This is a genomic window from Streptomyces sp. NPDC007945, from assembly GCF_042958885.1.
Taxonomy (GTDB): Bacteria; Actinomycetota; Actinomycetes; order Streptomycetales; family Streptomycetaceae; genus Streptomyces.
This window is the reverse complement of record NZ_JBIBJV010000005.1, coordinates 190,159-215,901: the sequence shown is the minus strand read 5'-3', so window position 1 is coordinate 215,901 and position 25,743 is coordinate 190,159. Positions and strand designations below refer to the sequence as shown.

Below are 25,743 nucleotides of genomic sequence, written 5' to 3'. Positions count from 1 at the left end.
GTCGGGCCCGACAGGACCGGGGTGCCCCTCGGGCCTCGGGGCACCCCGGTCCGGCACGGTCGGTCAGGACCAGGACGCCAGGACCAAGGCGCGTTCGGCGGCCTCCAGATGGACCGCGGAGGCCAGCCACGCGCGGGCGTAGCCGTCGGAAGAGGCGTCGACCAGGCGGCCGAAGGAGTCCCGGGGCCTCCGGTCGGCCTCGGCGGCCAACCCCTCGGCGAGCTCGGCGGCCCCGGTGAGCCCCGCCCGGCGCAGCGGCACCGCAAGGGCCGCCCGGTCGGCGCCGCGGGCCGCCTCGGCGACGGCCCGCCGCCCGCCCGCGACACCGGTCTCCAGGAGCCGTCGGACGCGCCACAGCGGCGCGTCGGCCAGCGGATCCGGCCCACCGGGCACCGGTACGGGCGCCGGCGCCCCCGCCTCGGGGCGCGGGAAGTGGTCGCCCTGGAGCCGGTCGTAGCCCAGGTCCGCCCGACCCAACCACTCCTCCGGCAGCCGCAGCGTGTGCGACGCGCCCGGCACCGGGGCCACCGCGAGCGGCCGGAGCGTCGCCGCCCGGTCCGGGTCGGGGCGGCCCAGGACCCGCAGGGCGAGCCCGGGGTACCCGCCGATCCGCCGTAGGTTGGCCGTGTGGGGGAGCTCCGGGTGCGGGTGGGCGACGCGCAGCCGCACCAGGGGACCGCCGTCCAGGACCCGGGCCACCACGTGGTCCTCAGTCGCCCCGAGTACCTCCACGTCGCAGCCGAGCAGCTCGGACCCCGTACCGCCGTCCGCCTCCGCGCCGGCCGCGAGCGCGGCCGCCACCGCCTCCCGTACCGGCCGGGCGAAGAGCGCCGCGACCGGCTCCTCCGACCAGTCCACCCCGCGCACCGGGGTCGCGCGGACGCCCCGGCCCGCCCCGAGCCGCCCGTCCGCCGAGACGGTCGCGCCCGCGATCAGCAGCCCGCCGCGCGCGAGCCCGGCGTGGTCGAGCACGGCACCGCCGAGCGCGACCGACGCCGTGCCCGCGCCCTTGGCCCGCCCGATGCCGCCCGGCCGCACGTCGGACACGGTGTGGAACGCCCCCTCGGGGCCGAGGAGATGGGTCGTCACCCCGCCGTACCCGGTCGCGGAGAGCACCGGCTCACGGCACAGTCCGAGCACCCGCAGGCTGCCGCCCTTCTCGTACGCCCGACGGGCGCCACCCACGGCACCCGGCCCCGCCGCCCCGGACGCGAGCGCGAACGCGCCGGCGAGCAGCTCCCGGAACGCGGCCGTCAGATCGGACAACCGCTGTTCCCTGCCCCGCTCCCGCGCGTTCCGCAGGCCGCGTACGACTCTGAGCGCCGCGGCCTCCGCCCGCGGCAGGCCGGCGAGCCGTGCCGTGTGCGCGGCACGCAGCAGCTCGGCCTGGATGACCGTCCCGCCCGCGGTGACCCCCGCGGCCAAGGCATCGGACGCGGCCCGCCACAGGGCCGCCCCCGCACGCGTCTGCGCGGGCGTGAGGGACACCGCCACGACGTCCTCGACGGGACCGGGGCTGGGAGCGGGATGGGGACCGGGGCCGGAACGGGAAAGGGAACCGGGACCGGGGCCGCGACCGGGACCGGAGGGAGAGGTGGCGTCGAGACCGGATCCGGACGCGCCGGTGGAGGCCGGCACAGGCTCCGCGGCCCGGGCGTCCCCCTGTCCGGGGGCATCCGCCGCGGCTTCGGCGGCCTCCGCCTCCACCCCGGGCAACGCCTCCGCGTCCGCGAGCGGCGCCGCGCCGAGTACGGCCGTGCGGTGCAGGCAGCGCGGGGCCAGCAGACAGGTGCACACCGCCTGCCCGGCCTCGGTGACCGCGCCCGACGGCCCCGGTGCGAGCGTCACCAGGGTGTCCTCGCCGAACCGCACCTCCACGGTGCCGTCGGCCCCCTCCGTCGCCTTGCCGGCGCACTCGGCGACGGCGGCGTCGAGCTTCTTGCGGAGCCGCGCGGTCAGCGCCTCGACGGCCTCGGCGAGGACCTCGGGGGCGACGGGCGGCAGGGATGCGGTGCTCAACGGGCTTCTCCACGGAGGCGGTCGCCGACCCAACGGGCGAGGGCGAGCGGGCTGAGGGCGGCCACCGGCATCCCGGCGGCGACGAGTCGGCGCGCCACCGGCACCGAGTAGCGGGGCGCTCCCGCGTCGTCCAGGGCGGCGCAGCCGAGGAGGTGCGCCCCCGACGAGGCCAGCGCGCGGACCTCCCCGAGGAGGCCGGAGAGCGGCGCGCCCTCCTCGAAGTCGCTGACCACGACGACGAGGGTGCGGCTGGGCACGGTGATGAGCGTACGGGCGTGCGCGAGGCCCGCCGCGATGTGCGTGCCGCCGCCGACCCGCACCTCCAGGAGCAGCGACAGCGGATCCTCGACCCGGTCGGTCAGGTCCACCACCTGTGTGGAGAACGCCAGGAAGTGCGTGGAAAGCGTCGGGACGCCGCCGAGCACGGCGGCGGTCAGGGCCGACCACACGACGGACGCCTCCATCGAGCCGGACACGTCGACCACCAGGATCAGCCGCCAGTCCGCCTGCCGGGACGCGCGCGTGCCGAACACCGGGCGCTCCGGGACCACCACGACCCGCCCGTCGTCCAGGCGCCGTGTGTGCGCCAGGTTCGCCCGCAGGGTGCGGGCGAGGTCGAGGCGGCCTCCGGGCCGCCGGGTGGGCCGGGGCGAGGCGAGGCCGGTCAGGGCCGGACGCACCCGGGTCGCCAGCTCCTTCGACAACTCGTCCACCAGCCGCTTCACCAGCGGTCGCAGCCGCGCCAGCTGGGCCTCGGGCATGCCTCCGGCCAGCGAGAGCACCGAGGACAGCAGCTCCACCGAGGGGCGCACGGACGCCGGGTCCAGCTGGGCCAGCACGTCGTGCCGGCCCGCGTCGGCGGCGTCCGCGAGGACCTCCTCGCGGACGTCGGCCCCGAACAGCGCCTCCAGCTCCTCCGCCCATTCGCGGGCCGTCGGGAACGACGCCTCCTGCCCGCCGCCCGTCCCGCCCGCGCCCCCGTCGAGCCCTTCCGAGCCCTCTCCGCGCCCGTGCCCGTACAGCTCGTCCAGGGCGTGCGCGTACCGGCGGGCCCGCCCGCTGAGCCTGTCCGCATGGCGGCCGAGCAGCAGCCGCCACCGGTCGGCGGTCCCGATCCCGTGCTCCGGGACGGGCAGCGGCGCCCCGCCCACCGTCGCGGCCCCCGCCTCCGTGACCGTCGGCGCGGCATCCGCCCCCGGCACGGGAGCCGATTCCCCCGCGGTGGCCGTCGCCGTCGCCGTCGTCTGTCCGGGCCCGGTAAGGGTCAGCGACTTTAGTGCGGCCGATCCGGCCGCGTCCGCCGCCGCCCACAGCGCGAGGAGTTCCGCCGGGGCGTCCAGGGAGAGGTCGAGACGGTCGCCGAGGCGCTCGCCGACCGTGGTCAGCAGCCGCTCGCGGGCCGCAGGGGACAGCGCGTCGAAGCCGCCCCGCAGGGCCGGCAGACGGTCGAGGAACTCCTGGTCGGCCAGCGTGTCGACCCGGTCCAGGAGCGGGACCAGGGCGTCCGGGGACACCTGGAGCAGCGGCCCGGCGGCGGTGAGCAGCCCGGCCAGCCGCTTCGACAGCGCGCGGCGGGCCTCCGGCCCCGAGGCGCCGTCGATCCACCCCGCCGCCCGCTCCCCGAGCCCGGCGGCCGGGTCCAGGTCCAGCAGGACGCGGACCGCGAGTGCCGCGCCCTGCACCAGGGGCGAACCGTCCGCGGCGAGTTCCGCCAGGGCCCGGTCCATCCGCAGGCCCAGCTGACGGGCAGCCGTCCGGTCGGCCAGCGCCACCAGGGCGGTGGCGTCCTCGGGCGCGTCGCTCCCGGCGAGACCGGGCAGCGCGCGGACGGCGGCGTCGAGGAGCTCGCCCGCCAGCGCCTCCGCGGAGGCGCGCGTCTCCTCCGTGGTGCCCGGGTAGTGACCGCGCCGCAGCCCCTCCAACAGGTCCAGGGCGCCGAGGAGTTCCGGGAGCCCCGCGCTCTCGGGCAGGACCCGGGCGGCCTCCCGCAGCCGCTCCCCGACCAGCTCGGGCAGGTCGCAGCGGGCGGCCGCGGCGAGCCCCCCCAGCACCTGCGCGGGTGTCGGCCCGCCGTCGGCGGCCTCGCGCCGCGCCGTCTCGGCCAGCGTGCCGGCGGCCGCCTGCGCGGCCGTCACCCCGCGCACCCCCGCCAGATCGAGCCGGGCCGGCACCGAAGGCGTCCACGTCAGACGCCACTTGGTGCCCAGGGCCGTACCGTCCCCGGTCGACGCCACGGCGACCGGCTCCCCGTACGAGGCACCGATGACGAGCAGCCGCTGGAGCAGCACCTCACGGCGCCCGTCCAGCTTCGACCGCAGCGGGTCGAGCCGCACCTCGCGCGGCTCCGGCTCGTCCGGGCGCGGCAACCGGAGCTCCGCCAGCTCCTCCTCCACGGACGGGCCGAGTCCGGAGCGCGGCGCGTGCGGCGTGAGCCGCCCCCGGACCGTCCCCACGAACACCGCCTCCAGGGCACGGGCCAGGGCCCGCCCCCGGCCCAGGGGTTCGCCCTGCCCGAGCACCGTGGTGACGGCCTCCAGGACCTCCCCGCGCCCCGGCGCGGGCAGCCCCCGCAGCGAGGCAAGGTCGCAGGCGAGCCGCAGCGCCTCAGCGGCCTCGCCCGTGCCGGCCGTGTGGCCCGCCCGGCGCAGTTCCCGGCACAGCCCGGTCAGCGCGGCGGCGGCCGCCTCCCGCAGCCGTTCGGGCTCGCCGCCCGCCTCGAACACGGCCTGCTGCCACCGCGGGTCCCGGATCCCCGCCGGATAGCCCGACCGCGAGTCGAGGAGATCGAAGGAGTAAGGAACGAACGAGGTGACCGTCGCCTCGCCCGCCCCGGCGGCGGGGTCGTGCTCCTGCCCGGCCGGGTCCCCGTCCGCGGGCGCCGCCATCAGGGCCGGGGCGTGGAAGGCGCCGATCACGGCCGCGACCCGTCGCCCGCCCGCGCCCGCCTCGGTGATCACCCGGCGCATGCGGGTCTCACGGGCCAGGTCGGTCGCGGGCACCTCGGCGTCGGCGCGCAGCGCCCAGCCCACGCCGAGCGCGGCCCTGCGCACGGCCTCCGGCGCGCATCCGGGGGCCAGCACCTCGACGGCCCGGTCCCACAGGTCGTCGCCGTCCCGGCCGGTTCCCGCCGCCGTCAGCGCGTCGGCGAACAGCCGCCGCCCCGGGCCGCCCGGCCCGGCGGGCCCGCTCTCCGCCGACCAGCCCGGGTCGCCCAGGGGCAGGTCGCAGCAGACGACCTCGGCGCCCCGGGCCCTCGCCCAGCGCACCGCCGCCAGCTCGGGCGAGAAGTCGGCGAACGGGTAGAACGCCAGCCGCCCGCCCTCGCCCGTCCCGGCCAGCGCCACCGGCGCGACCGTCTCGGGGTCCGCGAGGTGCCCCAGCCACGGCTGGAAGTCGGCGGGCAGCTCCACGCAGACGACCTCGGCGTCCGCCGCGTCGAGGAGCGCGGGCACCACGGCGGCCAGCGCCGGGCTGTGGTGCCGCACACCGAGCAGGTACGGCGCGCGGGACGCGGCCAGCGCGTCGACGGCCGCCCTCGGGTCGGGCACGGTCACTTCAGGCTCCCGCGCAGGTCCCAGAGGCGGCGCCACATGGCCGAACCGGTCTCCGCGCGGCGGCGCACCGGCCCGTCCCAGTAGCCGAGCAGCCGGGCGTGGTCCGCCGGGTCGTCCTTGCGGACGACGCCCAGGAGGTGGCCCGGCAGCAGGTCGAGGACGTCACCACCGGGCAGGTACGCCGCCGAGAGCCCGAGCGACGCCGCCACCTGCACCGCTTCGGCGGTCGACATCACCGTGCCGGGCCGTTCCACGTCCCAGCCCTCCGTCGACCGGCCCGACCGCAGATCGCGGAAGACCGTGACGAGCGCGTCCAGGACGGCGTCGTCGACCGAGAACTCCGCCCCCGCCCGCCGCACCGCCGCCACGGCCTGTCGCCGGATCAGCGTCGCCTCCGCGTCGGCGTCCGCGATCGGGTCCACGGTCTCGAAGTTGAAGCGGCGCTTGAGCGCGGCCGACATCTCCGAGACGCCCCGGTCCCGGAGGTTGGCCGTCGCGATCACGGTGAAGCCGGGCGCGGCGCTGACCACGGCGTCCTCCGTCGCGGTCAGTTCGGGGACGGTGATGCGGCGGTCCGAAAGCAGCGACACCAGGGCGTCCTGCACCTCGGGCAGACAGCGGGTGATCTCCTCGACCCGCACGACCCGCCCGGTGCGCATGGCGGACAGCACGGGGGAGTCGACCAGGGCCTGCGGGGTGGGGCCCTGGGCGAGCAGCAGGGCGTAGTTCCACCCGTACCGGAAGGCGTCCTCGGTGGTCCCGGCGGTGCCCTGGACGGTGAGGGCGCTGGTGCCGCAGACGGCCGCGGCGAGCAGCTCGGACAGCATTGACTTGGCCGTGCCCGGTTCGCCGGTCAGCAGCAGACCGCGGTCACCGGCCAGCGTCACGACGCAGCGCTCCACGAGGGCCCGCTCGCCGACGAACTTCGGGGCGATCTCCAGCTTCGCGGGCAGCCCCTCGCGCCGCTCCGGCAACGCGAGTTCGACGCCGGCGCTGCCGCAGACGAAGGTGACGACGGCCCGCGGGGTGAGCGCCCAGCCCGGCGGACGCGGGCCCGGGTCCTGCGCGGCGAGGAAGGCGAGCTCGGCCGCGTACCGCTCCTCGGCGGGCCGGACCTGCCGGGCGGGGGCGGACTGTTCGGTGGTGACGGTCATGCGCGGTTCCTTCGGAAGATCGCTGGTGATGAGGGACGAACGGTGTACGGAGGAGGGGGCGGGCCCGGCCGGGAGGGGCCGCCCCGTCGAGGCGGCCCTTCCCAGCGGGGACGTGTTCCGGCGGCCCTGCCGGGTGAGTCCACCACGGCGCCCCACCCGGGAGAGGCCCGCCCCCCGTGGACTGGGGCCGGGCGCCGCCGAGCGGGGTCCCCCTGCGGACCCCGCCAGGAAGGGGCCCGCGCCGACGGGCCCGCGTCTACGGGACCCGCCTACGGGCCCGCGCCTACGGGCCCCGCCGGCGGGACCCCCTCCCGGCAGGGGACCACCGGCAGGGGACCCCGCCGCGGCGGACCGGCACCGCCTCGGCGGGAGGAGGAGCCGGCTGCGCCGTGACGGGTCAGCGTCGTCGGCGCGTGCGCTTCACCTTCAGTTCCTCGAAGCGCGGCAGGTCACCGTCGACGATGCGCTGCCATGCCCGGGCGTACAGTTCGGCGACCGGCTCGGCGGGCACGAGCGGACCGAGGACGGGCCGGCCGCCCGCCGGCAGGCCGAGCAGCGACAGCTTCCACTGCTCGACCGGCAGCACCGGCGACGACTGGTCCACCCAGGCGCCCGGCAGGAACAGCGAGCGGCCCGCGCGGGCCCGGACCGCCGACACCACCAGGTCGGTGGCGGCGAGTTCGGCCCGGGCCGCCTTCAGCCGCGCCGGCTTCCACCCCGTCCACCGGGCCGTGTTCCGGTCCGTCGGATCGGGGAGGGCCAGCAGCATCAGATACAGCGCCGCCGCGTCGGCCCCCAGGCCGTGCGCCTCCGCCGCCTCCGCCACGAGCCCGGGCACCGAGCGCGTCGGGTCGTGCGGCCACCACGTGCCGTCCGCGTCGGCCGTGCCCGCCGCGGGCGCGCCCGGATCGGCCAGCAGCCGCGCGAACGCCGGGTCGTGGCAGTGGCGCAGCGCCGCCTCGACCGGCGTGGGCCGCTGGTCCTCCCCGCGCAGGGCCACCAGGTACGGGTCGGAGCCGGTGGAGTCGAGCAGCGCGGGCCGCAGCGCGGGCAGCGGCTGCCCGTCGTGCGTGGCCATCAGCACCGCCCCGTACCGCTCGTGGTCCGGTGCGGTCTCCGTCGGCGTGCCCGCCACCCGCCGGAACTCCGACAGGCTGGTGTAGTGCCCGACGGCGATGAGCAGCTCCGGCGCCGCCAGCCGCTGACGTACGGCCGTCAGCGCGCCCGGCAGTGCCGCCCGCAGCGGATCGCCCGCCGGAAGCCGGTACGCCAGCCACGTCATGAGGCTCACGGCACCGGTCAGCACGGCGTTGGTGAACGGTGCCTCGGCGGGCGCCGCCGGCTCCGGCCGGTCGTTCTGGATCCGCCACGCCACATCCGTGCCCAGCTCGGGGGAGCCGGCCGGGTCGAGGAGGGCGGGCAGCGCCCGGGCCACCGGCCAGCCGGTCCGCACCGCCCGCGCCGCCTCGGTCGTCAGCCAGTCGGGCACCGGCACCCGGCGGCCGACCCGCGCGTTCCACACCTCGGCCGCGGTCGCCACGTCCGGGCCCTCGGTCCACAGCAGCGCCGGGTCCTCGGGCAGCAGCGCCGCCACGACCTCCTGGCGCACCTCGACCGGCAGGGCCCGCAGCTCGTCCCGGGCCTGCCCGGCCTCGGCGACCTTCAGACCCAGGGTCTTGCGGAGCTCCAGGGGCAGGAAGTTGGACTCGTGGCTCTCGATCCCGGGCATGCCGGCCAGCACGAGCCCGGACAGCGACCGGGAGGCCCCGGTGAGCCGGCCGAACTCCTCGGCCGCCGCCGGCAGGAAGGGAACCGCGCCCCGCGCCTCCGCCTCCCTCAGGAACGCGGCCGCCCAGCCGGCGCCGCGGGCCGGGTCGCCGACGGGCAGGCTGCCGCGCACCGTGTACGGCCCGGGCACCTCGAACCGGCCGCTCGGGTCGTGCAGCAGGGCGCCGAACTCCCGGCCGTCCGCGACGCCGTCCTGGTGCTCGGTGAACCCGAGGACCGCCCCGCCGCCGAGCGGAACCACGCTGCGGTGCGCGTGGTTCCGGCTCTGACCGTGCGCGTCGGCCAGGTGCGCCTGCCCCAGGTGGAGCAGGACGCGCCGCCAGCGGCCGGCGGACCCGGCCGCCGACAGGAGGCCGAGGGCGTCGGCCGTGGACAGCAGACCGAGCAGGGCCGTCCGGTGCTCCTCGTCCGCGCCGGGCGCGACGGCCCGGTAGGCGAGCGCCGCCGGCCGGTCGAGGAGCTGTGTGAACGGCAGCCCCGACCAGGGGAGCGGCGGCAGGTCGAAGTGGAGCCGCCCGGGAACGGCCTCCGCCTCCGTGTCGGCGCACGCCGCCGCCAGCTGCTCCAGATAGCGGTGGGTGACGTCCGACTCGGTGCCCCACCGGTAGTAGCCGGACCCCACCACGCCGTTGAGCGCCTGGGCGAGGACCCGGTCGGAAGGGCCCGCGACCCGCTCCACGACCGGCTCGGCCGTGGGGTGGAGGCGGGCGGCGACCGCGTCGAGCGACCGCTGCTGCCGGGCGGCGAAGAGCACCGTCTTCACCACGCCGGCGACGAGCTCGGGCGCGGTCACCTCGGGGAACGAGTCGTTGACGAGGGCCGTCACGTCCTGGACGGTCTCCGCGTCGAGGGCGGCCTTCAGGAGGGTGCCGGCCGTGCCCGGGTCGGCGGCCCGCAGCGCGGCCGACCCCTGCGGGTCGCGGGGGCGGAGCGCGTACAGGAAGGGCAGCGGCGGCAGCACCGACGCCGCCGTCCGGAACAGCTCGGTCCGGCCGCTCTCGGCCGTCGCCGTGACGACGCCGTCCGGGTCCGTCAGCGACAGGGTCCGCCACGCCCGGCTGAGCGCGCGCGGACGGTCGTCGCCGGGGAAGACCAGCGCGGCGACCGGAAGTTCGGCGCCCTCGGGGAGCACCACCTCGCGTCCGGCGGTGTCACCGGCGCGCCAGCCGTTCCCCGGCAGCCGCACCACGCGCCAGCCCAGCAGGCCGTCGACGGGCGCGCCCACGGCGGAGCCCTCGACGGTCGGGGCGGGCCGCAGCCACGAGGAGAACGCCCCGAGCCTGGCGTCCGGGCCGTGCCCGCGCAGCGCGTCGGCCAGGAAGCCGGGCTGCGAGCGCCGCCCGTAGGTGCCCTCGGCGGGGTCGTACTCGACCCAGCCGCTCTCCTCCTCGCCGTGGCGGTTCTCGAAGACCCAGTACGAGGTGCCGTCGGAGATCACCGGGGCCTCCGCGGGGAGCCGGGTGTCCCCGGCGTGCAGCACACCACGGCCGGTCGTGCGGCCGCCGCCGGGCAGCGGCAGGCTGACCTCGGAGGAGCGCAGCGACCACGGGTTGACGTCGTCGAGCGTGATCAGCCGGTCCGGTGCCGTGTGCCAGTACCCCTGCACGGGGCCGCCGCGGTAGCCGATCCAGAAGACGAGCAGGGCGCCGTCCACGTAGTGGAAGCCGCGGTCGCGGACCGTGGATGCCACGGAGGCGGGGATGCGCAGGTCATGGGTGAGGACGGTGGAGTCGGCGTCGATGACCCGCACCTGCGAGGCGTTCGACACGATCAGGTGGGGCCACGCCTCGACCACGGTCAGCTGGGCCGGGTCCGACGCCAGCTCCGCGACCGTCCGCTCCCACTCGGGCCAGTGGAACTCCTCCCACACGCCGCCGCGCAGGCTGCGCGCCAGCGTCTCGCCGAGGTCGGCGCCCGCCGCCGCGGCCACCTCGTCCGGCGCGAGCGCCAGGGCCTCGGACGGCAGCCACGACAGGGTGGACAGGGCGTTCGGCAGGGCGGGCAGACCGGCCGCCACCGACTTCCGGGCGACCCCTGCGGTCCAGCGGGCGAGCAGCACGCGCCCGCCGGCCGTCCCGGCGAGACGGCGCAGTACGTCGGCGTCGTGCCCGCCGCCGCGGAAGCCGTCCGCCCCCCGGTCGAACGCCTGGTGGAAGCGCGGGTCGGCGGCGAGCGCGGCCAGGTCCCTCGGCCGTTCCGACTGGTGCCAGTCCATCAGGTCCAGCGCCGCGTTCCGCCGGCGGTCGGTTTCCTGGTCCGGCGCGGTCACCGGCACGTCGAGGGCCAGCAGCAGGTCCAGCAGATTGACGTCCTCCACCCCGATCCGCAGCGCACGCCGCCCCTCGGGGCGGGCCGCCAGGTCGGCGCGCAGCCGGTCCGCCGCCCGCTCCACCAGATCGAGCAGTGCCGTCGGCGTGAGCCGCCGGCCCCAGCCGCGGTGCCGGGCGGCGTGGTAACGCTCCAGCCATCCGGCCGTCCCGTCGGCACACCGCTCCTCCTGGGGCAGCCCGTCGTCGACGAGCCCCGCGTCGGCGCCGGACTCCGCGAGGATGTCCAGCCACAGCTCGCTCAGTTCGCCGTCGTCCGAGGACGGCGTCAGCGTCAGCAGCGTGCCCCGCACCGCGGGCACGCGCCGCGCCAGCGCCACCAGCGTGGCGCGGTGCGACTTCCACCAGCCGGCCGCCGCCCGCAGGGTCGCCGGCAGCGGCAGCAGCTCGGCGACGAAGTCCTGCTCCGCCTCGCCACCGGACAGACCCGCGGCCTTGGCGAGGCGCCGCAGCTCCGTGGTGGCCTGCGCGGACGGCGCGAGCCCGCCCGCCGTACGGCGCACGCACAGCCGGCGGAAACGCTCGTACGCCTCCTCCGGCGCGAGCCGCGCCGACAGCTCCTTGCCGTACGCGGACAGCACCTTCACCGGCAGCGCACCCGCCAGGGCGAACTCCAGGAACACCGCGTCGAGCCGGTCCTCGTCGACGGGCAGCCCGTGCTGCGCCTCGCTGGTGCGGGCGCGGCCGAACAGCTGCCCCGCGTAGGTGGTGTTCTCCACCGCGAGGAAGATCCGCGCGGCCTGCTCGTAGAACACGGGCAGGAAGTGGGGCACGGACGAGGCGAGCCGCCCGGCCAGTTCCAGGCAGGCGTCCAGCGCCGCCTTCGGCTTCGACTTCGCCTGCCGCGCCACCCGGTCCAGCTCCGGCACGACGGCCAGCGCGTGGTGCCCGTCCTCGGGGTGGTGCACGAGCACCCACTCGGGGAACCCGAGCTCCTGTCGCCTGCCCAGGCCCACCACGACCGGCTCGCCGGCGGGTTCGAGCCCGAGGAAGCCCGCGGCCAGGTCCTCGGCGGCGCCGAGTTCCGCGGCGGTCAGCCGCACCACGACCCGGTCCTCGCCGAGCACCGGATGGCGGTACGTCCGGGCCGTCAGCTCCACGGCGGCAGGCCCCGCCCCCTCGGTACCGGCCGGGAGCACGGCCCCGGCGTTCAGCAGTTCCCTGTCGTTCGTCGCGGTCGTGCCCGTCACGCCTTCCCACCCTCTTCGATCGTGCGGCCGGCGTAGAGCGCGGCGGCCATGCGCATCCCCTCGGACCAGGCGACCGGTCCGACCCCGTCGAGCCGCACCGCGCGGCCGTCCTCGTCGTGCCAGCTGAGCGCGCCGGTCTCCGACTCCCCGTCCCAGTACGGCTCGCCGATCCACACCGACGCCTCCGTCGTCCGCCCCGCCTCGCGGACCTTGCAGGTGGCGTACCCGCCGGACACGCGGTAGCCGAGCCCGGTGGCCCGTGCGGCGAGCCCGAAACGGGAGGCGAACTTCCCGCCCGCGTACTCCCGCACCTCCGTGGCGTTCGCCGCGGGCGCCTCCGTACGCGTCCAGGTGGCGCGGTGGATCTGCTCCACGCGCTGGGTGATGCCCAGCTCGGCCGCGAACTCCCGGACGTCCTCCAGGTCGGGCAGCAGCACCGGGTGCGGCAGGGTCACCGTGCGCGGCGCCAGCCGCACCGTCTCGCCGTCGAGGTCGACGACCTTCAACCCGCCGTCCTCCGACACGTCCCTCAGGAAACCGACCTCGTCCGGATCGTCACCCACCACGGCCATGTCCCGCAGCGCGGACCGCCAGGCCTCGTCCGGCCACACCTCGGCGATCAGCGCCGTCGGCACCGGCAGGGAGGACACCATCCACGCGTCCACCTGCGCCACGCACGCGTCCGCGTGCCGGTCCAGCCACTCGGAGAGCCGCCGCAGCCGGTCCACCCCCGGATCGTCCCGCAGCGCCTTGGGAACGGTCTTCAACTCCCGCCCCCCGGACCGGCGAGCGACCACCCGCCCGCCCTCGCCGAGGGTCACCTCGTACCCTTCACCCGCTTCCAGCCACGCCATCAGCCGTGCCCCTCCACCCGTACGTCACTCGTCCACGCAGCCGGAACCAGGGGCGGAGGCGCCCCTGAACTGCGGTATGAGCACGACAGTATGCGGGCCCACTGACAACGCCTCCGCCCCCCTCCCCCGGGGCGGTGGTGGTCGATCCGGTGAGGCGGGGCGGGAGGGCACGGCCGACGCCTCGTCCCGGGCGGTAGGGGAGCGCGGGCAGCCGACGGTGATCACGCCCCCGCCGCACCGCCGGAGTGGGGTCCGCTACGAGGACCTGTCGCCGGGGTCGGCGCCTGCGTCCATGTCGACCCCCTTGCGCGCGGCGAGCGCCCGCAGCTTCTCGGCGGCGTCGACCGGAACGTACACGTACGCCCGCAGACCGTTCCCGCCGCGCCGCAGGACGTAGCAGCCCGTGCTGTCGGTCAGCAGTTCGCCGTCGGCGTCACGGAAGAGCCAGCGCACCCGGACGAGGAGACGGCCTCGCTGAGCCGGTCGAGGCGGAGCAGTTCGTGCCCGACCGATGTCAGGCCGAGCCGCCGGTAGAGGGGGTAGGACTGCTCCAGTCCGGCGACCATGGCCTCCTGGGTGTCCAGGACGCCGACGGCGTGATCGTCCAGGAGCATGCCCGGGCTGCCCCACAGCGAGGCCGCCGCCTCGGCGTCGAAGGAGGTGAGGGCGGCGGCGTACCGGACGAGGAAGTCGTCGAGCTCGGCTTCGATGTCGTTCATGCGGCTCAAGGTAGGCGCGAAGCACCAGGGCGTCCGCGAAGGCCGAGCAGCGCGTGAGCGTGTCGCGCCGTGACGGTGCCGCCGCCGTGTCCCCGCCGCACCCCGCCGGTCGCCACCTCCCCGCAGCCCGTGGCGCAACTGCGGGCTGCCGCCCCGAGCCGGGAGAATTAACGAATCTCAACATCGACGAACAACAAGACGCGACAGGATTCTTGACCGGGCGTCAGTGGTTTCCTACCCTCACGTGACATGGGAGCGTTCCCACATCACCCCCCCGCCCCGCGAAGTCGACGTGACGAACGCAGCCCTCCCGTCCCACGGGCCAGCACCCCCACGCCACGGAGGCCACGATGCCCGCCCCGCCCCCTGCCCCCGCCCCCGCCCCCGTCCCCACGCCGTCACCCCGCCGTTCCCGGAAGCGGTCGACGCGCCGGCTGCTGACGAGCGGCGTCACCGCCGCCGCGCTCGCCGTTTCCGGGCTCGTCACGCTCCCGCAGCCCGCGCACGCCGCCACCGCCCGCCAGGTGGAACGCCTCGACCGGGGGCTGATCAGTACGCACACCGCGAGCGGGAACCTGGTCTCGTGGCGCTGGCTCGCCACCGACCCGGTAGACGTGGCGTTCCACGTCTACCGGGGCACCACGAAGCTCACCTCCACCCCCCTCACCGCCTCGACCAACTACTTCGACACCGGCGCCGCGGACTCCGCCGACTACACGGTGCGCGCCGTCGTCGGCGGCACCGAACAGCCCGCTTCCGAAAGGGCGTTGCAGTTCCGCTCGGGATACCTGGACGTGCCGATCTCGGCACCCGCCGGCGGCACGACACCGGACGGCGTCGCGTACACGTACGAGGCCAACGACGCCGCCACCGGTGACCTCGACGGCGACGGCCGACTCGACCTGGTCCTGAAGTGGCAGCCGACGAACGCCAAGGACAACTCCCAGGCCGGCTACACCGGCAACACCGTCATCGACGGCGTCAAGCTCGACGGCACCCGCCTCTGGCGGATCGACCTCGGCCGCAACATCCGCTCCGGCGCGCACTACACGCAGTTCCAGGTGTACGACTACGACGGCGACGGCCGGGCCGAGGTCGCCGTGAAGACGGCCGACGGCACCCGCGACGGCACGGGCGCGGTGATCGGCGACGCGGCGGCCGACCACCGGAACGCGAGCGGCTACGTCCTCTCCGGGCCCGAGTTCCTCACCATGTTCAACGGCCGGACCGGCAAGGCGATGGGCACGGTGGACTACGTCCCCGCCCGTGGCACCGTCTCGTCGTGGGGCGACTCCTACGGCAACCGCGTGGACCGCTTCCTCGCGGGCACCGCCTACCTGGACGGTGCCCGGCCGTCGCTCATCATGGCCCGCGGCTACTACACCCGTACCGTCATCGCCGCCTGGGACTGGCGGGACGGCCGGTTCACCCGCCGCTGGACCTTCGACACCAATTCCTCCACCAACATCGGCAAGGGGTACGACGGGCAGGGCAACCACGCCCTCTCGACCGCGGACGTAGACGGTGACGGCAGGGACGAGATCGTCTACGGCGCGATGACCGTCGACGACGACGGCGCCGGACTCTGGACGACCCGGCTGGGTCACGGCGACGCCGGTCACGTCGGCGACCTCGACCCGTCCCGGCCGGGACTGGAGTACTTCAAGGTCTCCGAGGACAAGAGCAAGCCCGGCTCCTGGCTCGCCGACGCCCGCACCGGCCAGATCCTGTGGCAGACGGCCGCCGGAGCCGACAACGGCCGGGGCGTGGTCGGTGACGTCTACGCCGGCAGCCCCGGTGCCGAGGCCTGGTCGGCCTCCGACACCACCTTGCGCTCCGCGACCGGCGCCTCCCTCGGCCGGGAGCCCTCCAGCATCAACTTCCTGTCGTGGTGGGACGGTGACACCGTCCGCGAACTCCTCGACGGCACCCGCATCGACAAGTACGGCACGGGCGGTGACACCCGCCTCCTCACCGGTTCCGGCGTCTCCTCCAACAACACCACCAAGGCCACCCCCGCCCTCTCCGGCGACCTCCTCGGCGACTGGCGCGAAGAGGTCGTCTGGCGCACCTCGGACAACACCGCCCTGCGCATCTACTCGACGCCGCACCCGACCGGCAGCAGGATCACCACCCTGCTCCACGACACCCAGTACCGCACCGCCCTCGCCTGGCAGAACACCGCCTACAACCAGCCCCCGCACCCCTCCTTCTTCATCGGCTCCGGCATGCCCACCCCGCCCCGCCCCGCCGTCTACACCCCTTGAGCGGGTCGGACGGTGCCGTGGCTGCGACCACCGTCCGACCCGGGTTCGTCCGGCCTGACGCGTCAGGCCGCGTGTGCGGGCCCGTGCCCGGGCTCGTGTCCCTGCGCGGGGGAGAGTTCGTGCGCGCAGGCGTCGTCGATGCCGTACGTCTCCCACTCCGGGAAGTCGTCCTCGACGGGGGCGGGTTCGCCCGGGTTCAGCAGGCAGGCGTCCAGTGCGGCGCGCAGGGCCCCGGGGCGCAGGCCGGTGCCGATGAAGACGAGTCCCTGGAGGTGCGGGGTCGCCGGGCCGCCGACGCCCGCGGGTTCGAACCGGATACCGTACTCCTCGGTCTCCGGTACGTGGTCGCCGTTGAGCTCCTTCACCCAGCCCGGTGCCTGTTGGGCCCGTTCGACGTCGAACAGCCCGGTGCCCAGGACGTGTGGCAGCGGGAGGGCGCGGCCTCGCCACCTCGGACGAGGGCGGCGTCGATGTTGACCTCGCTCATGTCATTGACGATCACCGCGACCCCAAGGCCCTCGCGATTCGCCAGCACATGGTTGAGCAAGGTCGTCTTCCCCGCCCCGAGGAACCCGGACAGCACCGTCACCGGCAGGTGTTCGTAGGAGGTCGACCGCTCAGCCCTCGGGACGGAGGAGGCCGCGCTCGTACGCCTTCACCAGGCGCTGCGGCACCTGGTGGACGACGCCGTCGACCGTGACGGCCACCAGTTGCGGGACGCTGGCCTTCCACTGGGCGCGGCGGTGACGGGTGTTGCTCCGGGACATCTTCCGCTTGGGGACGGCCATGGGGGCTCCTCGGGGTTGGTGGGGGAGGGGACGCCCCGAGGTTATATGAAAACGGTACCCATTATCAATTAGGGCTGCGGGGGGTCTGCGGGGCCCCTGCGTCGCCGTCGCCGCCGCCGCGAGTCGGAGGCGCCAGCCAGTGGCCCCGGGCCGGCTGTCCGGTGAGCTGTTCCGCCACCCGGCGATACTGCCGCGACCGTTCTTCCGTCAGCTCCCACAGCGCGGGCAGGCCGTCCCGCCGCAGACGGTCCTCCGCCTCCCGCAGACAGGACCGTTCGAAGGCGGCCAGGGTGTCGAAGTCACCGACAGGGGCGGTGGACGGCCAGGCCGCGGCCGCCTGCGAAGCGAGGTCCAGCACCTGCGCGGCCCCGAAACTCTCGCCCCCGGGGCGGGCCAGCACCACCGTGCACCACACCAGGGAAGCCCAGTCCTTGAGGAAGGCCCGGCCGGGGAACTCGGCGGGGTGCCGGGCCTCCAGGAACCAGCTCTCCGCGAACGCGGTGGCGCGCAGTTCGTCGTCCAGTTCCCGGCCGCCGAGAAAGGCCCTGATGTTCTCCACTCCCGCCATGATCGGCGTGTAGTGGTCGAGCAGACCGGACCGGTCGACCAGTACCCGCACCGCTCCGCCCAGCCGGATGGCCGCGGAGCAGCACAGTGCCACTCCGACGGCGTCATGCGACTCGCCCATCATTCCCCCCCGCCCGTGCCCGCCTCGAATGTCCTGTCCTGGCGCCCTGTCCACCGGGGCGCCGCGGGAAACATGGCTTTCCCCTGTTGCGTGGGCGGGAGGGGCGAATCGCGTCGGGATGGCGAGGGGCCCTGCGGTGTCGAGGTCCGGACGCGCGTCGAAGTTCGCGGGCCGGGTGTGCGCGTGCCCCCGCCGGGAGGGTTCGGCGGGGGCGCGGCCGGACTCACCAGGAGGACTTGGTCACTCCGGGGAGGTGGCCCGCGTGGGCCTGCTGGCGGGTTCGGACGCGGGAGAGGCCGAACTTGCGGAGGTAGCCCCGGGGGCGTCCGTCGACGCTGTCGCGGTTGCGTACGCGGGTGGCGCCGGCATCCCGCGGCTGCCGGCCCAGTTCGGCCTGGGCCGCGGCCCGTTCGGCGGGGGTGGACGCCGGGCGGCGGATGATCTCCTTCAGCTCCGCCCGCCGCGCGGCGTACCGCTCGACGACCGTCTTGCGCCGCTCGTTCCGCGCGATCTTGCTCTTCTTCGCCATCAGACCTTCCCTCCCCGCGCACGGATGCGGGCCACGGCGGCCTCGATGCCGATCGTGTCCACCGTCTTGATCGCCTTGGCGCTCAGGGTGAGGCGGACGTGCCGTCCCTCGCTGGGCAGCCAGTAGCGCTTGCGCTGGATGTTGGGGTCGAAGCGGCGCGAGGTGCGCCGGTGGGAGTGGGAGATGGCGTTGCCGAAGCCCGGCTTGGCTCCGGTCAGTTGGCAGTGTGCCGACATGGGTGCGGTCGCCCTTCTCGCTGAGGAAGCGTGTTGGTAATGGAAATCATTGCCATATACTAGCCCCATGGCACGCAACGAGATCCGCCCGATCATCAAGCTCCGCTCCACCGCGGGCACGGGCTTCACCTACGTCACCCGCAAGAACCGCCGGAACGACCCCGACCGGCTCGTCCTGCGCAAGTACGACCCCGTGGCCCGGCGGCACGTCGACTTCCGGGAAGACCGCTGAACCTGCGCCGGTAGCCCCTGCGCCTCAGTCCTGCCCCCGCCCCGCTCTCCCCTCTACCTCCGACTCCCCTTCCCCCCTCCCTCTCTCCCTCCCCGAAAGGTTTCTGCCGTGAAGCCCGGAATCCACCCCGCCTACGGTCCCGTCGTCTTCCGCGACTCGGCGTCCGGCACCGCGTTCCTCACCCGGTCGACGATGACCAGCGACAAGACGGTCGAGTGGGAGGACGGCAACGTCTACCCCCTCGTCGACGTCGAGATCTCCTCCGCGAGCCACCCCTTCTACACCGGTACCGCCCGCGTCCTCGACACCGCCGGCCGCGTCGAGCGCTTCGAGCGTCGCTACGGCAGCGGCCGATGAGCACGGGCAACCCGCGGAGCACGGGGAGCGCCGGCGGCCCGGGGCGGGCGCGCGACGGACTGCCCGTCGTGGTCGTCGCCGGCCTCCACTCGGACGCCAGGCGGGAGGTCGTCGACCGCCTGCTGCGGACCGTCCCCGGAAGCGTCGCCCTCCACCACGACCTGTCCGACGCCCCCGCCGGGACCGTCCTCCGGCTCGTTCGCGACGCCACCGGAACCCTGTCCCGGGACGAGACGCCGCTCGTCGACGACTGCGCCTGCTGTGCGCTGCGCGAGGACCTGGTCCCGGAGCTGGCGCGGCTGGCGGACGGCGGACTGACCCGGCTCGCCGTCGTGGAGCTGTGGGACTCCGTGGAACCCAAGGCCATGGCGGAGGTCATCGCCGCACACGGCCGGGACCGCCTCGCCCTCACCGGCGTCATCACCGCCGTGGACCCGGCGCTCGTCCTGCCGTACCTCGGCAACGGCGACGACCTCGCCGAGGCCGGTCTCGCGGCCGCGCCCACGGACCGGCGGACCGTCGCCGACACCTGGGCCCGGCAGCTGGAGTACGCCCCGGTCCTCGCCGTCGTCGACAACGACGAAGCCGACGACGAGGACCGCGCCTTGCTCACCCAGCTGCACCCCACCGCCCGCCAGGTGCCGGTGGACTCCGCCGAGCTGGCCCGCGCCGCCTTCGCGGGCTTCGACGTCGAGGCCGCCGCGGCCGCCCAGCACCCCGCGTGCGCGCTCCTGCCCCAGGAAGCCGACGAGGCCGGCGTCACCACGCTCGTCTGGCACCGGCGCAGACCGTTCCACCCCGAGCGCCTCTACCAGGCCCTCGAGGACCTGTGCTGCGCCGCGGCCCGCAGCCGCGGCCGCTTCTGGCTCGCCGACCGCCCCGACACCCTGCTCGCCTGGGACGCGGCCGGCGGCGCGCTCTGCGTCGAGAACGCCGGCCCCTGGCTGGCTTCCCTGCCCGACGCGGCATGGGAGTTGATCCCTCCGGTGCGCCGGGCGGCGGCCGCGCTCGACTGGCACCCCGAACACGGAGACTGCTGCCAGCACCTCGTCTTCACCTCGCCCGGCCTCGACCGGGACGGCCTCGAACGACTCCTCGAATCCTGCCTGCTGACGGACGAGGAGTACGCGGCCGGGCCCGACGCCTGGAAGCACCTGCCCGCCGCGTTCGACCCCCTCCTCGACACCGCCGCCTGACCCCCGACCGCCGCATCCTCCTCGTCCCGCCTCGTCCCACACCCCACCCGACATCCCAGGAGACGCCCGCCATGGCTCGACGCCAGGAACCCCGCAAGCCCGTGAAGTCCCGCCCCAACCCGCTCGACGCGGCGGGGATCACGTACATCGACTACAAGGACACCGACCTGCTGCGCAAGTTCATCTCCGACCGGGGCAAGATCCGCAGCCGCCGCGTCACCCGCGTGACCGCCCAACAGCAGCGCGCCCTCGCCACCGCCATCAAGAACGCCCGCGAGATGGCCCTCCTGCCCTACACCAGCCGCTGACGGCCACGGCCGGACGACGCCGGTCGCGACGTGCCACCGGGAGCTCGTGTTCCCGGAGCACCCCGGTGTGCCACCGCGTCACCGCAGCCCGGTACCCGCTACCCACCGTGCGGTGCGCCGGACGGGTCGGTCCCCGCCGTGCTCGCGGGGGCGGTGAGCGTCCCTCGGCCCGGCGCCAGGGGCGCGTCCGGCAGGTCGAGGCGGAGGTGCAGGCGGATGGAGGCGCGACCGGCGTCCGTCAGTCGCACCACGCGCGTGTCGCCGGTGCGGACCAGCCACGACTCCTCGACCGCGTGCCGGAACACGGCTGCTCCCAGGCCGCCCGCCAGGTGGAGGCGTTGCTCGCTCCAGTCGACGCAGGTCCGGACGTGCGCGCGGGCGGGCGCGGGGCCGGCGGGTTCGTCCGTGATCCCCAGCTCCCTCAGCCAGGTGGCGCCGTCGGCGGTGAGGGCGGGGCCGTAGTCCCAGGAGAGCAGGCCCTCCGCGGTCATGGCGTCGGTGATCGCGACGGCGAGCGAGCCCGCGAGGTGGTCGAAGCAGATGCGGGCGAAGGCCAGATCCCGGCGTCGCCGGGCGGCGGTGAGGGAGCGCACGGGCCGCGTACGCCGGGGGGCCCGCGCGGCCAGCGCCTCGATCATCTCCGCGATGTCCGGGTCGGCGAGCCTGACGTACCGGTGGCGGCCGTTGCGTTCCTCCGCGAACAGGCCGCCCGCCACCAGCCGGTTCAGGTGGCTCGTCGCCGTCGAGGGGGCGACACCCGCGAGGCGGGCCAGTTCGGCCGCCGTCCAGGCCCGGCCGTCGAGCAGCGCGAGACAGAAGGCGGCGCGGGTCCGGTCCGCCAGGAGCCCCGCGAGCGCGGCGAGGTCGGGCTCGTCGGCGTACGCGTCGATGCTGGTCACGCGGCCATTGTCGACCGCCGACCGTTCGACGCCCGTCGAAGGGTCGCGCACCTAGCGTGCCGTGCATGACGAACGACACCCACCGCGTGATCCGTCCGAGCATCCTCTACTTCGGCACCCCCGTCGTCCTCCTCACCACCGAGAACGGCGACGGCACCTACAACCTCGCCCCTGTCTCCTCCGCCTGGGCCCTGGGACAGCACGTCGTCCTGGGCCTGGGGCGCGACAGCCGGACCGTGCGCAACCTCGCCGAGCGGCCCGACGTCGTCCTCAACCTCGCCTCGCCCGACCTCTGGGAGCGGGTGGAGCGCCTCGCGCCGCTGACCGGCGCGCATCCGGTCCCGGAGAGCAAGCGGGCGGTGTACCGGTACGAGCCCGACAAGTTCGCCGCCGCCGGGCTGACCGCGCGGCCCTCCGAGCTCGTACGGCCGCCCCGGGTCGCCGAGTCCCCGCTCCAGCTGGAGGCGCGGGCCGTCGCGCTGACCCCGGGCGGCGGGGGCGACTTCTTCTCCGTCGAGTGCGAGGTGGTCCGGGTCCACGCCGCCGAACGCATCGTCGTCCCCGGCACGCACCACGTCGACCCGGGGGAGTGGAGCCCCCTCATCTACAACTTCCGCCACTACCACGGCCTCGCCCCCGAGCTCGGCCACGGTTTCCGCTCGGAGACGGCCGGGAGCGCCGGGGCGGCCGCCCGGGTCGGCTGAGCCGGAGGCGGCGGGCGTCACCTCAGCCGCCGCGGCGGGCGTCGGCGCGTGCCCGTGTTCGTGCGGCCGCTCCGAGTCCGTCGTGGTGGCACGTCTGGACGACTGCGTGGCGCGGGCGTCCCGTGGTCGAGTGGGCGACCGTCCGGCGCGCAACGGCCCCGCGGGGGAGGACCCGTTCTCGCGGCGTTCCGGCACGTCAGCCCGCCGACACCCCCGTCGAACGGCGGTCCCCGCGCACGCGCGTCGCGGTGGACGGCGGTTGTCGTGGTCCTCGGCCGGCGGACAGGGTGGGGGTCTTCGCCGCGACGCCTCGCGAGAGCGCGAGGTGCGCGGGGAGGCCCACGGAGACGTGACGAGAGAGAGGGGTCAAGATGCCGAGCCCGGGGATGGTCAGGCCGCCGTTCGATCCGGAACTGGACGCCGTCCTGTCCGTCGTCAACGAACAACTGCCGGCCCTGACGCTGGAGACCGTCCCGCGGTTCCGGGAACTGCCGATGGGGGGCGGACCCACCGACGAGGAACTGGAGTCGGAGGGGCTCGTGCGCCGCGAGGTCACCGTCCGCGGCCACGAAGGGGCGGAGTTGGCCGCGACGGTGATCTCGCGCCGCGACCACAGGGGCGCGGGCCCCAGCGTCTACCACATCCACGGCGGCGGCATGGTCCTCGGGGACCGGCTGCTGGGTGTGGTCCAGATGCTGCCCTGGATCGTCGAGCACGACGCGGTCCTCGTCACCGTCGAGTACCGGCTCGCCCCCGAGTTCCCGGACCCGTACCCGGTGGAGGACTGCTACGCCGGACTCGTCTGGACCGCGGAGCACGCGGCGGACCTCGGGATCGACCCGGAGCGGATCGTCGTCGCCGGGGCCAGCGCCGGAGGCGGACTCGCCGCCGGCACCGCCCTGCTGGCCCGCGACCGCCGGGGCCCGGCGCTGCTGGGCCAGGTGTTGATCTGCCCGATGCTCGACGACCGGGGGCGGACGACCTCGACGTATCAGTACGCCGACGCCGGCACTTGGAACGGCGACAACAACCGGGTCGGCTGGAGCGCCCTCCTCGGGGCACGGCGCGGGACCGAGGACGTCTCCGTCTACGCGGCACCGGCCCGCGCGACGGACCTCGCCGGACTGCCGCCCACGTTCATCGACTGCGGCTCCGCGGAGCTGTTCCGAGACGAGGACGTCGCCTACGCGACGGCCCTGTGGGCGGCCGGCGTGCCGACGGAACTCCACGTGTGGTCCGGCGGGTTCCACGGTTTCGACCTGCTGGCCCCGCACACCGCCGTCTCCCAGGCCGCGACCGCCGCTCGCGACGACTGGGTGGCGCGCCTGCTCGACTCCTGAGCTTCCCGAGCCGGGACCACCGGCGGCGGAGGGCCCCGGGGCACCCCGCCGCGGGGGCGGGAAGACCGTGTCCTCGCCGCCGGCCCCTTCCTCGTCCGGGTGGCCCAGCGGTCACCGGACCGAGGGGAGGGACGGCGCGGCAGGGCCGATCCGGAAGTCGGCGTGCAGACGCCGGCGGTGGTCGACCGGGCGCACCGGGCCCGTGAGCGTGACGTGCGCGGTCAGGCGGGGCGCGGTGCTGGAGGCGGCGAGGCGGAGCTCCAGGCTTCCCGGTTCCACCAGCCGCGTCCCGTCGCGGCCCGTGAACGAGGCGAGGTCGGCGGGGACGTCCACGTGGACGAGCCTCCGTTCGCCCGCGGCGAGTTCGAGCCGCGCGTAGCCGATGAGTCTCTGCACCGGCTGCACCACCGAGGCCACCGGGTCGTGGAGGTACAGCTGGACGAGTTCGGTTCCGGCGCGGGAGCCCGTGTTCTCCACGGTGAAGGAGAGGTGGAAGGTGCCGTCCGTCGGCGCCTCGGCCGCCTCCACCGCGAGGTCGGTCCACGCGAACGTCGTGTACGTCAGGCCGTGTCCGAAGCCGTACGCGGGCGCCGGGTCGATGCTGGAGACCTCGCTGGCCTGGCCGAGGCGGGCCGCCAGATAGGTGGACGGCTGGGCGCCGGGGTGCCGGGGCACGCTGACGGGGAGCCGGCCGCTGGGCGCGGTCCGGCCGCTGAGGACGGAGGCGATGGCGGCGGTTCCGGCCTCGCCGGGGAAGAAGGACTGGACGAGGGCGGCCGCCTCCTCGGTGGCCCGTCCCAGGACGTACGGCCGTCCGGCCAGCAGCGTGGCCACCAGCGGCGTACCGGTGTCGCGAACGGCGTCGAGCAGGGCGTCGAGGAGACGGCCCTGGGCGCCCGGCAGTTCGAGGGACTCCGCGTCGCAGCCCTCGCCGCTGGTGCCGCGGCCGAAGAGCCCGGCGCGGTCGCCGAGCGCCACGACGACGAGGTCGGCGCCCCGCGCGAGCGCCACGGCCTCGGCGATGCCGTCGGTCGCTCCGTCGTCGATGCCGGTGCCGGCCGCCAGGACGAACTCGGCGGCCGGGAACTCGTCCCGCAGCGCCTCGTGGAGGGTCGGCAGCTCGATGCCGAGCGGCACGTCCGGGTGCTGTCCGCCGACGTGGACGGGGAAGGAGTAGCAGCCGAGGACGGCCGTGGGGGCCTCGGCCGTGGGGCCGATCAGCGCGATCCGGCGCGGCACTGCGGGGTCGAGGGGGAGGGTGCCGTCGTTGCGGAGGAGGACGACGGCCCGTTCGGCGACGCGGCGGGCGAGCTCCCGGTTGGACGCGGGGTCGAGGTCGATCGTGCCCCGCAGGTCCTCCGCGGCCGGGACGTGCGAGGCGTCGGTCGAGTCCGACGGGTCCGTGGCGACGTCGAGGCCGATGCCCGCGAGGGCCGGCGGGACGGGGCTCCAGTCGGGGTCCAACAGGCCGAGGTGGACCTTCTGCAGGAGGACGCGCCGGACCGCGCGGTCCACGAGGGACTCGGGCACGCGCCCGTCCTCGACGGCTCCGAGCAGCGGACCGCCGTAGGCCTTGACGGTGGGGAGTTCGACGTCGACGCCCGCCGCGAGCGCCATCCCGGCCGCCTCGTCGAAGCTTCCGGCGACGCCGTGCAGGGTCTTGAGGAACGCGATGCCGAAGTAGTCCGCGACGACCGTGCCGGTGAAGCCCCACGTGTCGCGGAGCAGACCGGTGAGGAGCCCGTCGTCGGCGGCGGCGGGGATGCCGTCGGTGTCGGTGTAGGCGTGCATCACGGACCGTACGCCGCTCTCCCTGACCGCCATCTCGAACGGCGGCAGGATCACGTCGGCCAGCTCGCGCCGGCCCATCCCGACGGGGGCGAGGTTGCGGCCCGCGCGGGAGGCGGAGTAGCCGGCGAAGTGCTTGAGGGTGGCGACGACGCCCGCGGACTCCAGCCCCCGCACATAGGCGGTGGCGAGGGTGCCGACGAGGTACGGGTCCTCGCCGATGGTCTCCTCGACGCGACCCCAGCGGGCGTCGCGCACGACGTCGAGGACGGGGGCCAGGCCCTGGTGGACGCCGACCGCGCGCAGGTCGCGCCCGATCGCGCCGGCCATCTCCCGGATCAGCTCCGGATCGAAGGTCGCGCCCCAGGACAGCGGGACGGGGTACGCGGTGGCTCCCCAGGCGGCGAAGCCGGCGAGGCACTCCTCGTGCGCCACGGCGGGGATGCCGAAGCGGTTGGCGGCGGCGATCCTCGCCTGCGTCCGCATGAGGGAGACCGCGCCGAGCGCCGGGTCGACGGGGACCGTGCCGAAGGGCCTGGTGAGCTGGCCGAGCCCGTGGGGCAGCAGCGCGTCGAGGTCGACGGCCTCCTCCATGTCGTGCTGGTGGGGCGCGACTTCGGCGCCGTCGTCGGAGGCGCCGACCCAGACGCCGAAGAGCTGCGCGATCTTCTCCGGGAGGGTCATCGCGCGCAGGAGCGCGTCGACGCGGGTCTCCGGATCGAGTGAGGGGTCCCGCCAAGGACCGGCGAGGGGACCGGAGCCGGGGCCGGGGGCAGGAGGGGTGTCGGGCGTCGCCGTGGTCATGG

The 25,743-nt window shown here is 75.7% G+C and carries 20 protein-coding genes and 1 pseudogene; 7 read left to right on the top strand and 14 right to left on the bottom strand.

Going from position 1 to position 25,743, the window contains the following annotated elements; genetic code table 11:
• Positions 1-63: 63 nt before the first annotated feature.
• The 7 genes from ACFZCF_RS18040 to ACFZCF_RS18010 all read right to left on the bottom strand — a co-directional run bounded on the left by ACFZCF_RS18040 (position 64) and on the right by ACFZCF_RS18010 (position 13,605).
• Positions 64-2,019: a hypothetical protein gene (locus ACFZCF_RS18040; RefSeq protein ID WP_391287223.1), complete on the bottom strand. Its 1,956-nt coding sequence runs from the start codon at positions 2,017-2,019 to the stop codon at positions 64-66.
• Positions 2,016-5,573, bottom strand: coding sequence for a DUF5682 family protein (locus tag ACFZCF_RS18035; RefSeq protein WP_391287222.1), 3,558 nt, complete (start codon positions 5,571-5,573; stop codon positions 2,016-2,018). The genes ACFZCF_RS18040 and ACFZCF_RS18035 overlap by 4 nt, the downstream gene beginning before the upstream one ends.
• A complete protein-coding gene (locus tag ACFZCF_RS18030; protein WP_388444068.1) occupies positions 5,570-6,727 on the bottom strand; it encodes an AAA family ATPase in 1,158 nt (385 codons plus the stop codon). Before ACFZCF_RS18030 ends, ACFZCF_RS18035 begins: the two co-directional genes overlap by 4 nt.
• A gap of 397 nt (positions 6,728-7,124) precedes the next feature.
• Positions 7,125-12,032 carry a DNA-binding protein gene (locus tag ACFZCF_RS18025; RefSeq protein WP_391287221.1) on the bottom strand — a complete coding sequence of 1,636 codons (4,908 nt, stop codon included), beginning with the start codon at positions 12,030-12,032 and terminating at the stop codon, positions 7,125-7,127.
• A complete protein-coding gene (locus ACFZCF_RS18020) occupies positions 12,029-12,886 on the bottom strand; it encodes a DUF4132 domain-containing protein (protein WP_391287220.1) in 858 nt (285 codons plus the stop codon). Before ACFZCF_RS18020 ends, ACFZCF_RS18025 begins: the two co-directional genes overlap by 4 nt.
• A gap of 255 nt (positions 12,887-13,141) precedes the next feature.
• Positions 13,142-13,339 carry a hypothetical protein gene (locus ACFZCF_RS18015; RefSeq protein ID WP_391287219.1) on the bottom strand — a complete coding sequence of 66 codons (198 nt, stop codon included), beginning with the start codon at positions 13,337-13,339 and terminating at the stop codon, positions 13,142-13,144.
• Positions 13,300-13,605, bottom strand: coding sequence for a hypothetical protein (locus tag ACFZCF_RS18010; protein WP_391287218.1), 306 nt, complete (start codon positions 13,603-13,605; stop codon positions 13,300-13,302). The genes ACFZCF_RS18015 and ACFZCF_RS18010 overlap by 40 nt, the downstream gene beginning before the upstream one ends.
• A 350-nt stretch (positions 13,606-13,955) precedes the next feature.
• On the opposite strand from ACFZCF_RS18010, the gene ACFZCF_RS18005 reads away from it, so the two are divergent.
• The gene (locus tag ACFZCF_RS18005; RefSeq protein WP_391287217.1) at positions 13,956-15,872 is read left to right on the top strand and encodes a rhamnogalacturonan lyase; all 1,917 of its coding nucleotides are present in this window, start codon (positions 13,956-13,958) and stop codon (positions 15,870-15,872) included.
• A gap of 62 nt (positions 15,873-15,934) precedes the next feature.
• Here the strand turns inward: ACFZCF_RS18005 and ACFZCF_RS18000 are convergent.
• The 5 genes and pseudogenes from ACFZCF_RS18000 to rpmB form a co-directional block, all read right to left on the bottom strand.
• Positions 15,935-16,467, bottom strand: a pseudogene (locus ACFZCF_RS18000) (GTP-binding protein).
• Between the two features lie 22 nt (positions 16,468-16,489).
• Positions 16,490-16,660 (bottom strand): 50S ribosomal protein L32, encoded by a 171-nt coding sequence (gene rpmF, locus ACFZCF_RS17995; protein ID WP_391287216.1) that lies wholly within the window; start codon positions 16,658-16,660, stop codon positions 16,490-16,492.
• Between the two features lie 64 nt (positions 16,661-16,724).
• Complete coding sequence (locus ACFZCF_RS17990; protein ID WP_391287215.1) at positions 16,725-17,348, bottom strand: hypothetical protein; 624 nt, start codon at positions 17,346-17,348, stop codon at positions 16,725-16,727.
• A gap of 223 nt (positions 17,349-17,571) precedes the next feature.
• The gene (gene rpsN / locus ACFZCF_RS17985; protein WP_388444047.1) at positions 17,572-17,877 is read right to left on the bottom strand and encodes a 30S ribosomal protein S14; all 306 of its coding nucleotides are present in this window, start codon (positions 17,875-17,877) and stop codon (positions 17,572-17,574) included.
• A complete protein-coding gene (gene rpmB / locus ACFZCF_RS17980; protein WP_388444044.1) occupies positions 17,877-18,113 on the bottom strand; it encodes a 50S ribosomal protein L28 in 237 nt (78 codons plus the stop codon). The genes rpsN and rpmB overlap by 1 nt, the downstream gene beginning before the upstream one ends.
• A gap of 67 nt (positions 18,114-18,180) precedes the next feature.
• Here rpmB and rpmG point away from each other — a divergent pair, with 67 nt between their 5' ends.
• The 4 genes from rpmG (at position 18,181) to rpsR (ending at position 20,206) form a co-directional block, all read left to right on the top strand.
• Entirely contained in the window at positions 18,181-18,345 is a 165-nt protein-coding gene (rpmG, locus tag ACFZCF_RS17975; RefSeq protein ID WP_169090767.1) for a 50S ribosomal protein L33, read from the top strand.
• Between the two features lie 108 nt (positions 18,346-18,453).
• Entirely contained in the window at positions 18,454-18,702 is a 249-nt protein-coding gene (locus ACFZCF_RS17970) for a type B 50S ribosomal protein L31 (protein ID WP_362176309.1), read from the top strand.
• The gene (locus tag ACFZCF_RS17965; RefSeq protein WP_391287214.1) at positions 18,699-19,898 is read left to right on the top strand and encodes a GTP-binding protein; all 1,200 of its coding nucleotides are present in this window, start codon (positions 18,699-18,701) and stop codon (positions 19,896-19,898) included. Before ACFZCF_RS17970 ends, ACFZCF_RS17965 begins: the two co-directional genes overlap by 4 nt.
• 71 nt (positions 19,899-19,969) lie before the next feature.
• Positions 19,970-20,206 (top strand): 30S ribosomal protein S18, encoded by a 237-nt coding sequence (gene rpsR / locus ACFZCF_RS17960; protein ID WP_388444036.1) that lies wholly within the window; start codon positions 19,970-19,972, stop codon positions 20,204-20,206.
• A 98-nt stretch (positions 20,207-20,304) separates the two neighbouring features.
• On the opposite strand, the gene ACFZCF_RS17955 is transcribed toward rpsR, so the two are convergent.
• Positions 20,305-21,105 (bottom strand): helix-turn-helix domain-containing protein, encoded by an 801-nt coding sequence (locus tag ACFZCF_RS17955; protein ID WP_391287213.1) that lies wholly within the window; start codon positions 21,103-21,105, stop codon positions 20,305-20,307.
• Between the two features lie 65 nt (positions 21,106-21,170).
• Here ACFZCF_RS17955 and ACFZCF_RS17950 point away from each other — a divergent pair, with 65 nt between their 5' ends.
• A complete protein-coding gene (locus ACFZCF_RS17950) occupies positions 21,171-21,809 on the top strand; it encodes a flavin reductase (protein WP_391287212.1) in 639 nt (212 codons plus the stop codon).
• Between the two features lie 371 nt (positions 21,810-22,180).
• Positions 22,181-23,149, top strand: coding sequence for an alpha/beta hydrolase fold domain-containing protein (locus tag ACFZCF_RS17945; RefSeq protein WP_391287211.1), 969 nt, complete (start codon positions 22,181-22,183; stop codon positions 23,147-23,149).
• Between the two features lie 111 nt (positions 23,150-23,260).
• Here ACFZCF_RS17945 and ACFZCF_RS17940 read toward each other — a convergent pair whose 3' ends face one another.
• A complete protein-coding gene (locus ACFZCF_RS17940; RefSeq protein ID WP_391287210.1) occupies positions 23,261-25,741 on the bottom strand; it encodes a glycoside hydrolase family 3 N-terminal domain-containing protein in 2,481 nt (826 codons plus the stop codon).
• Positions 25,742-25,743: the final 2 nt, after the last annotated feature.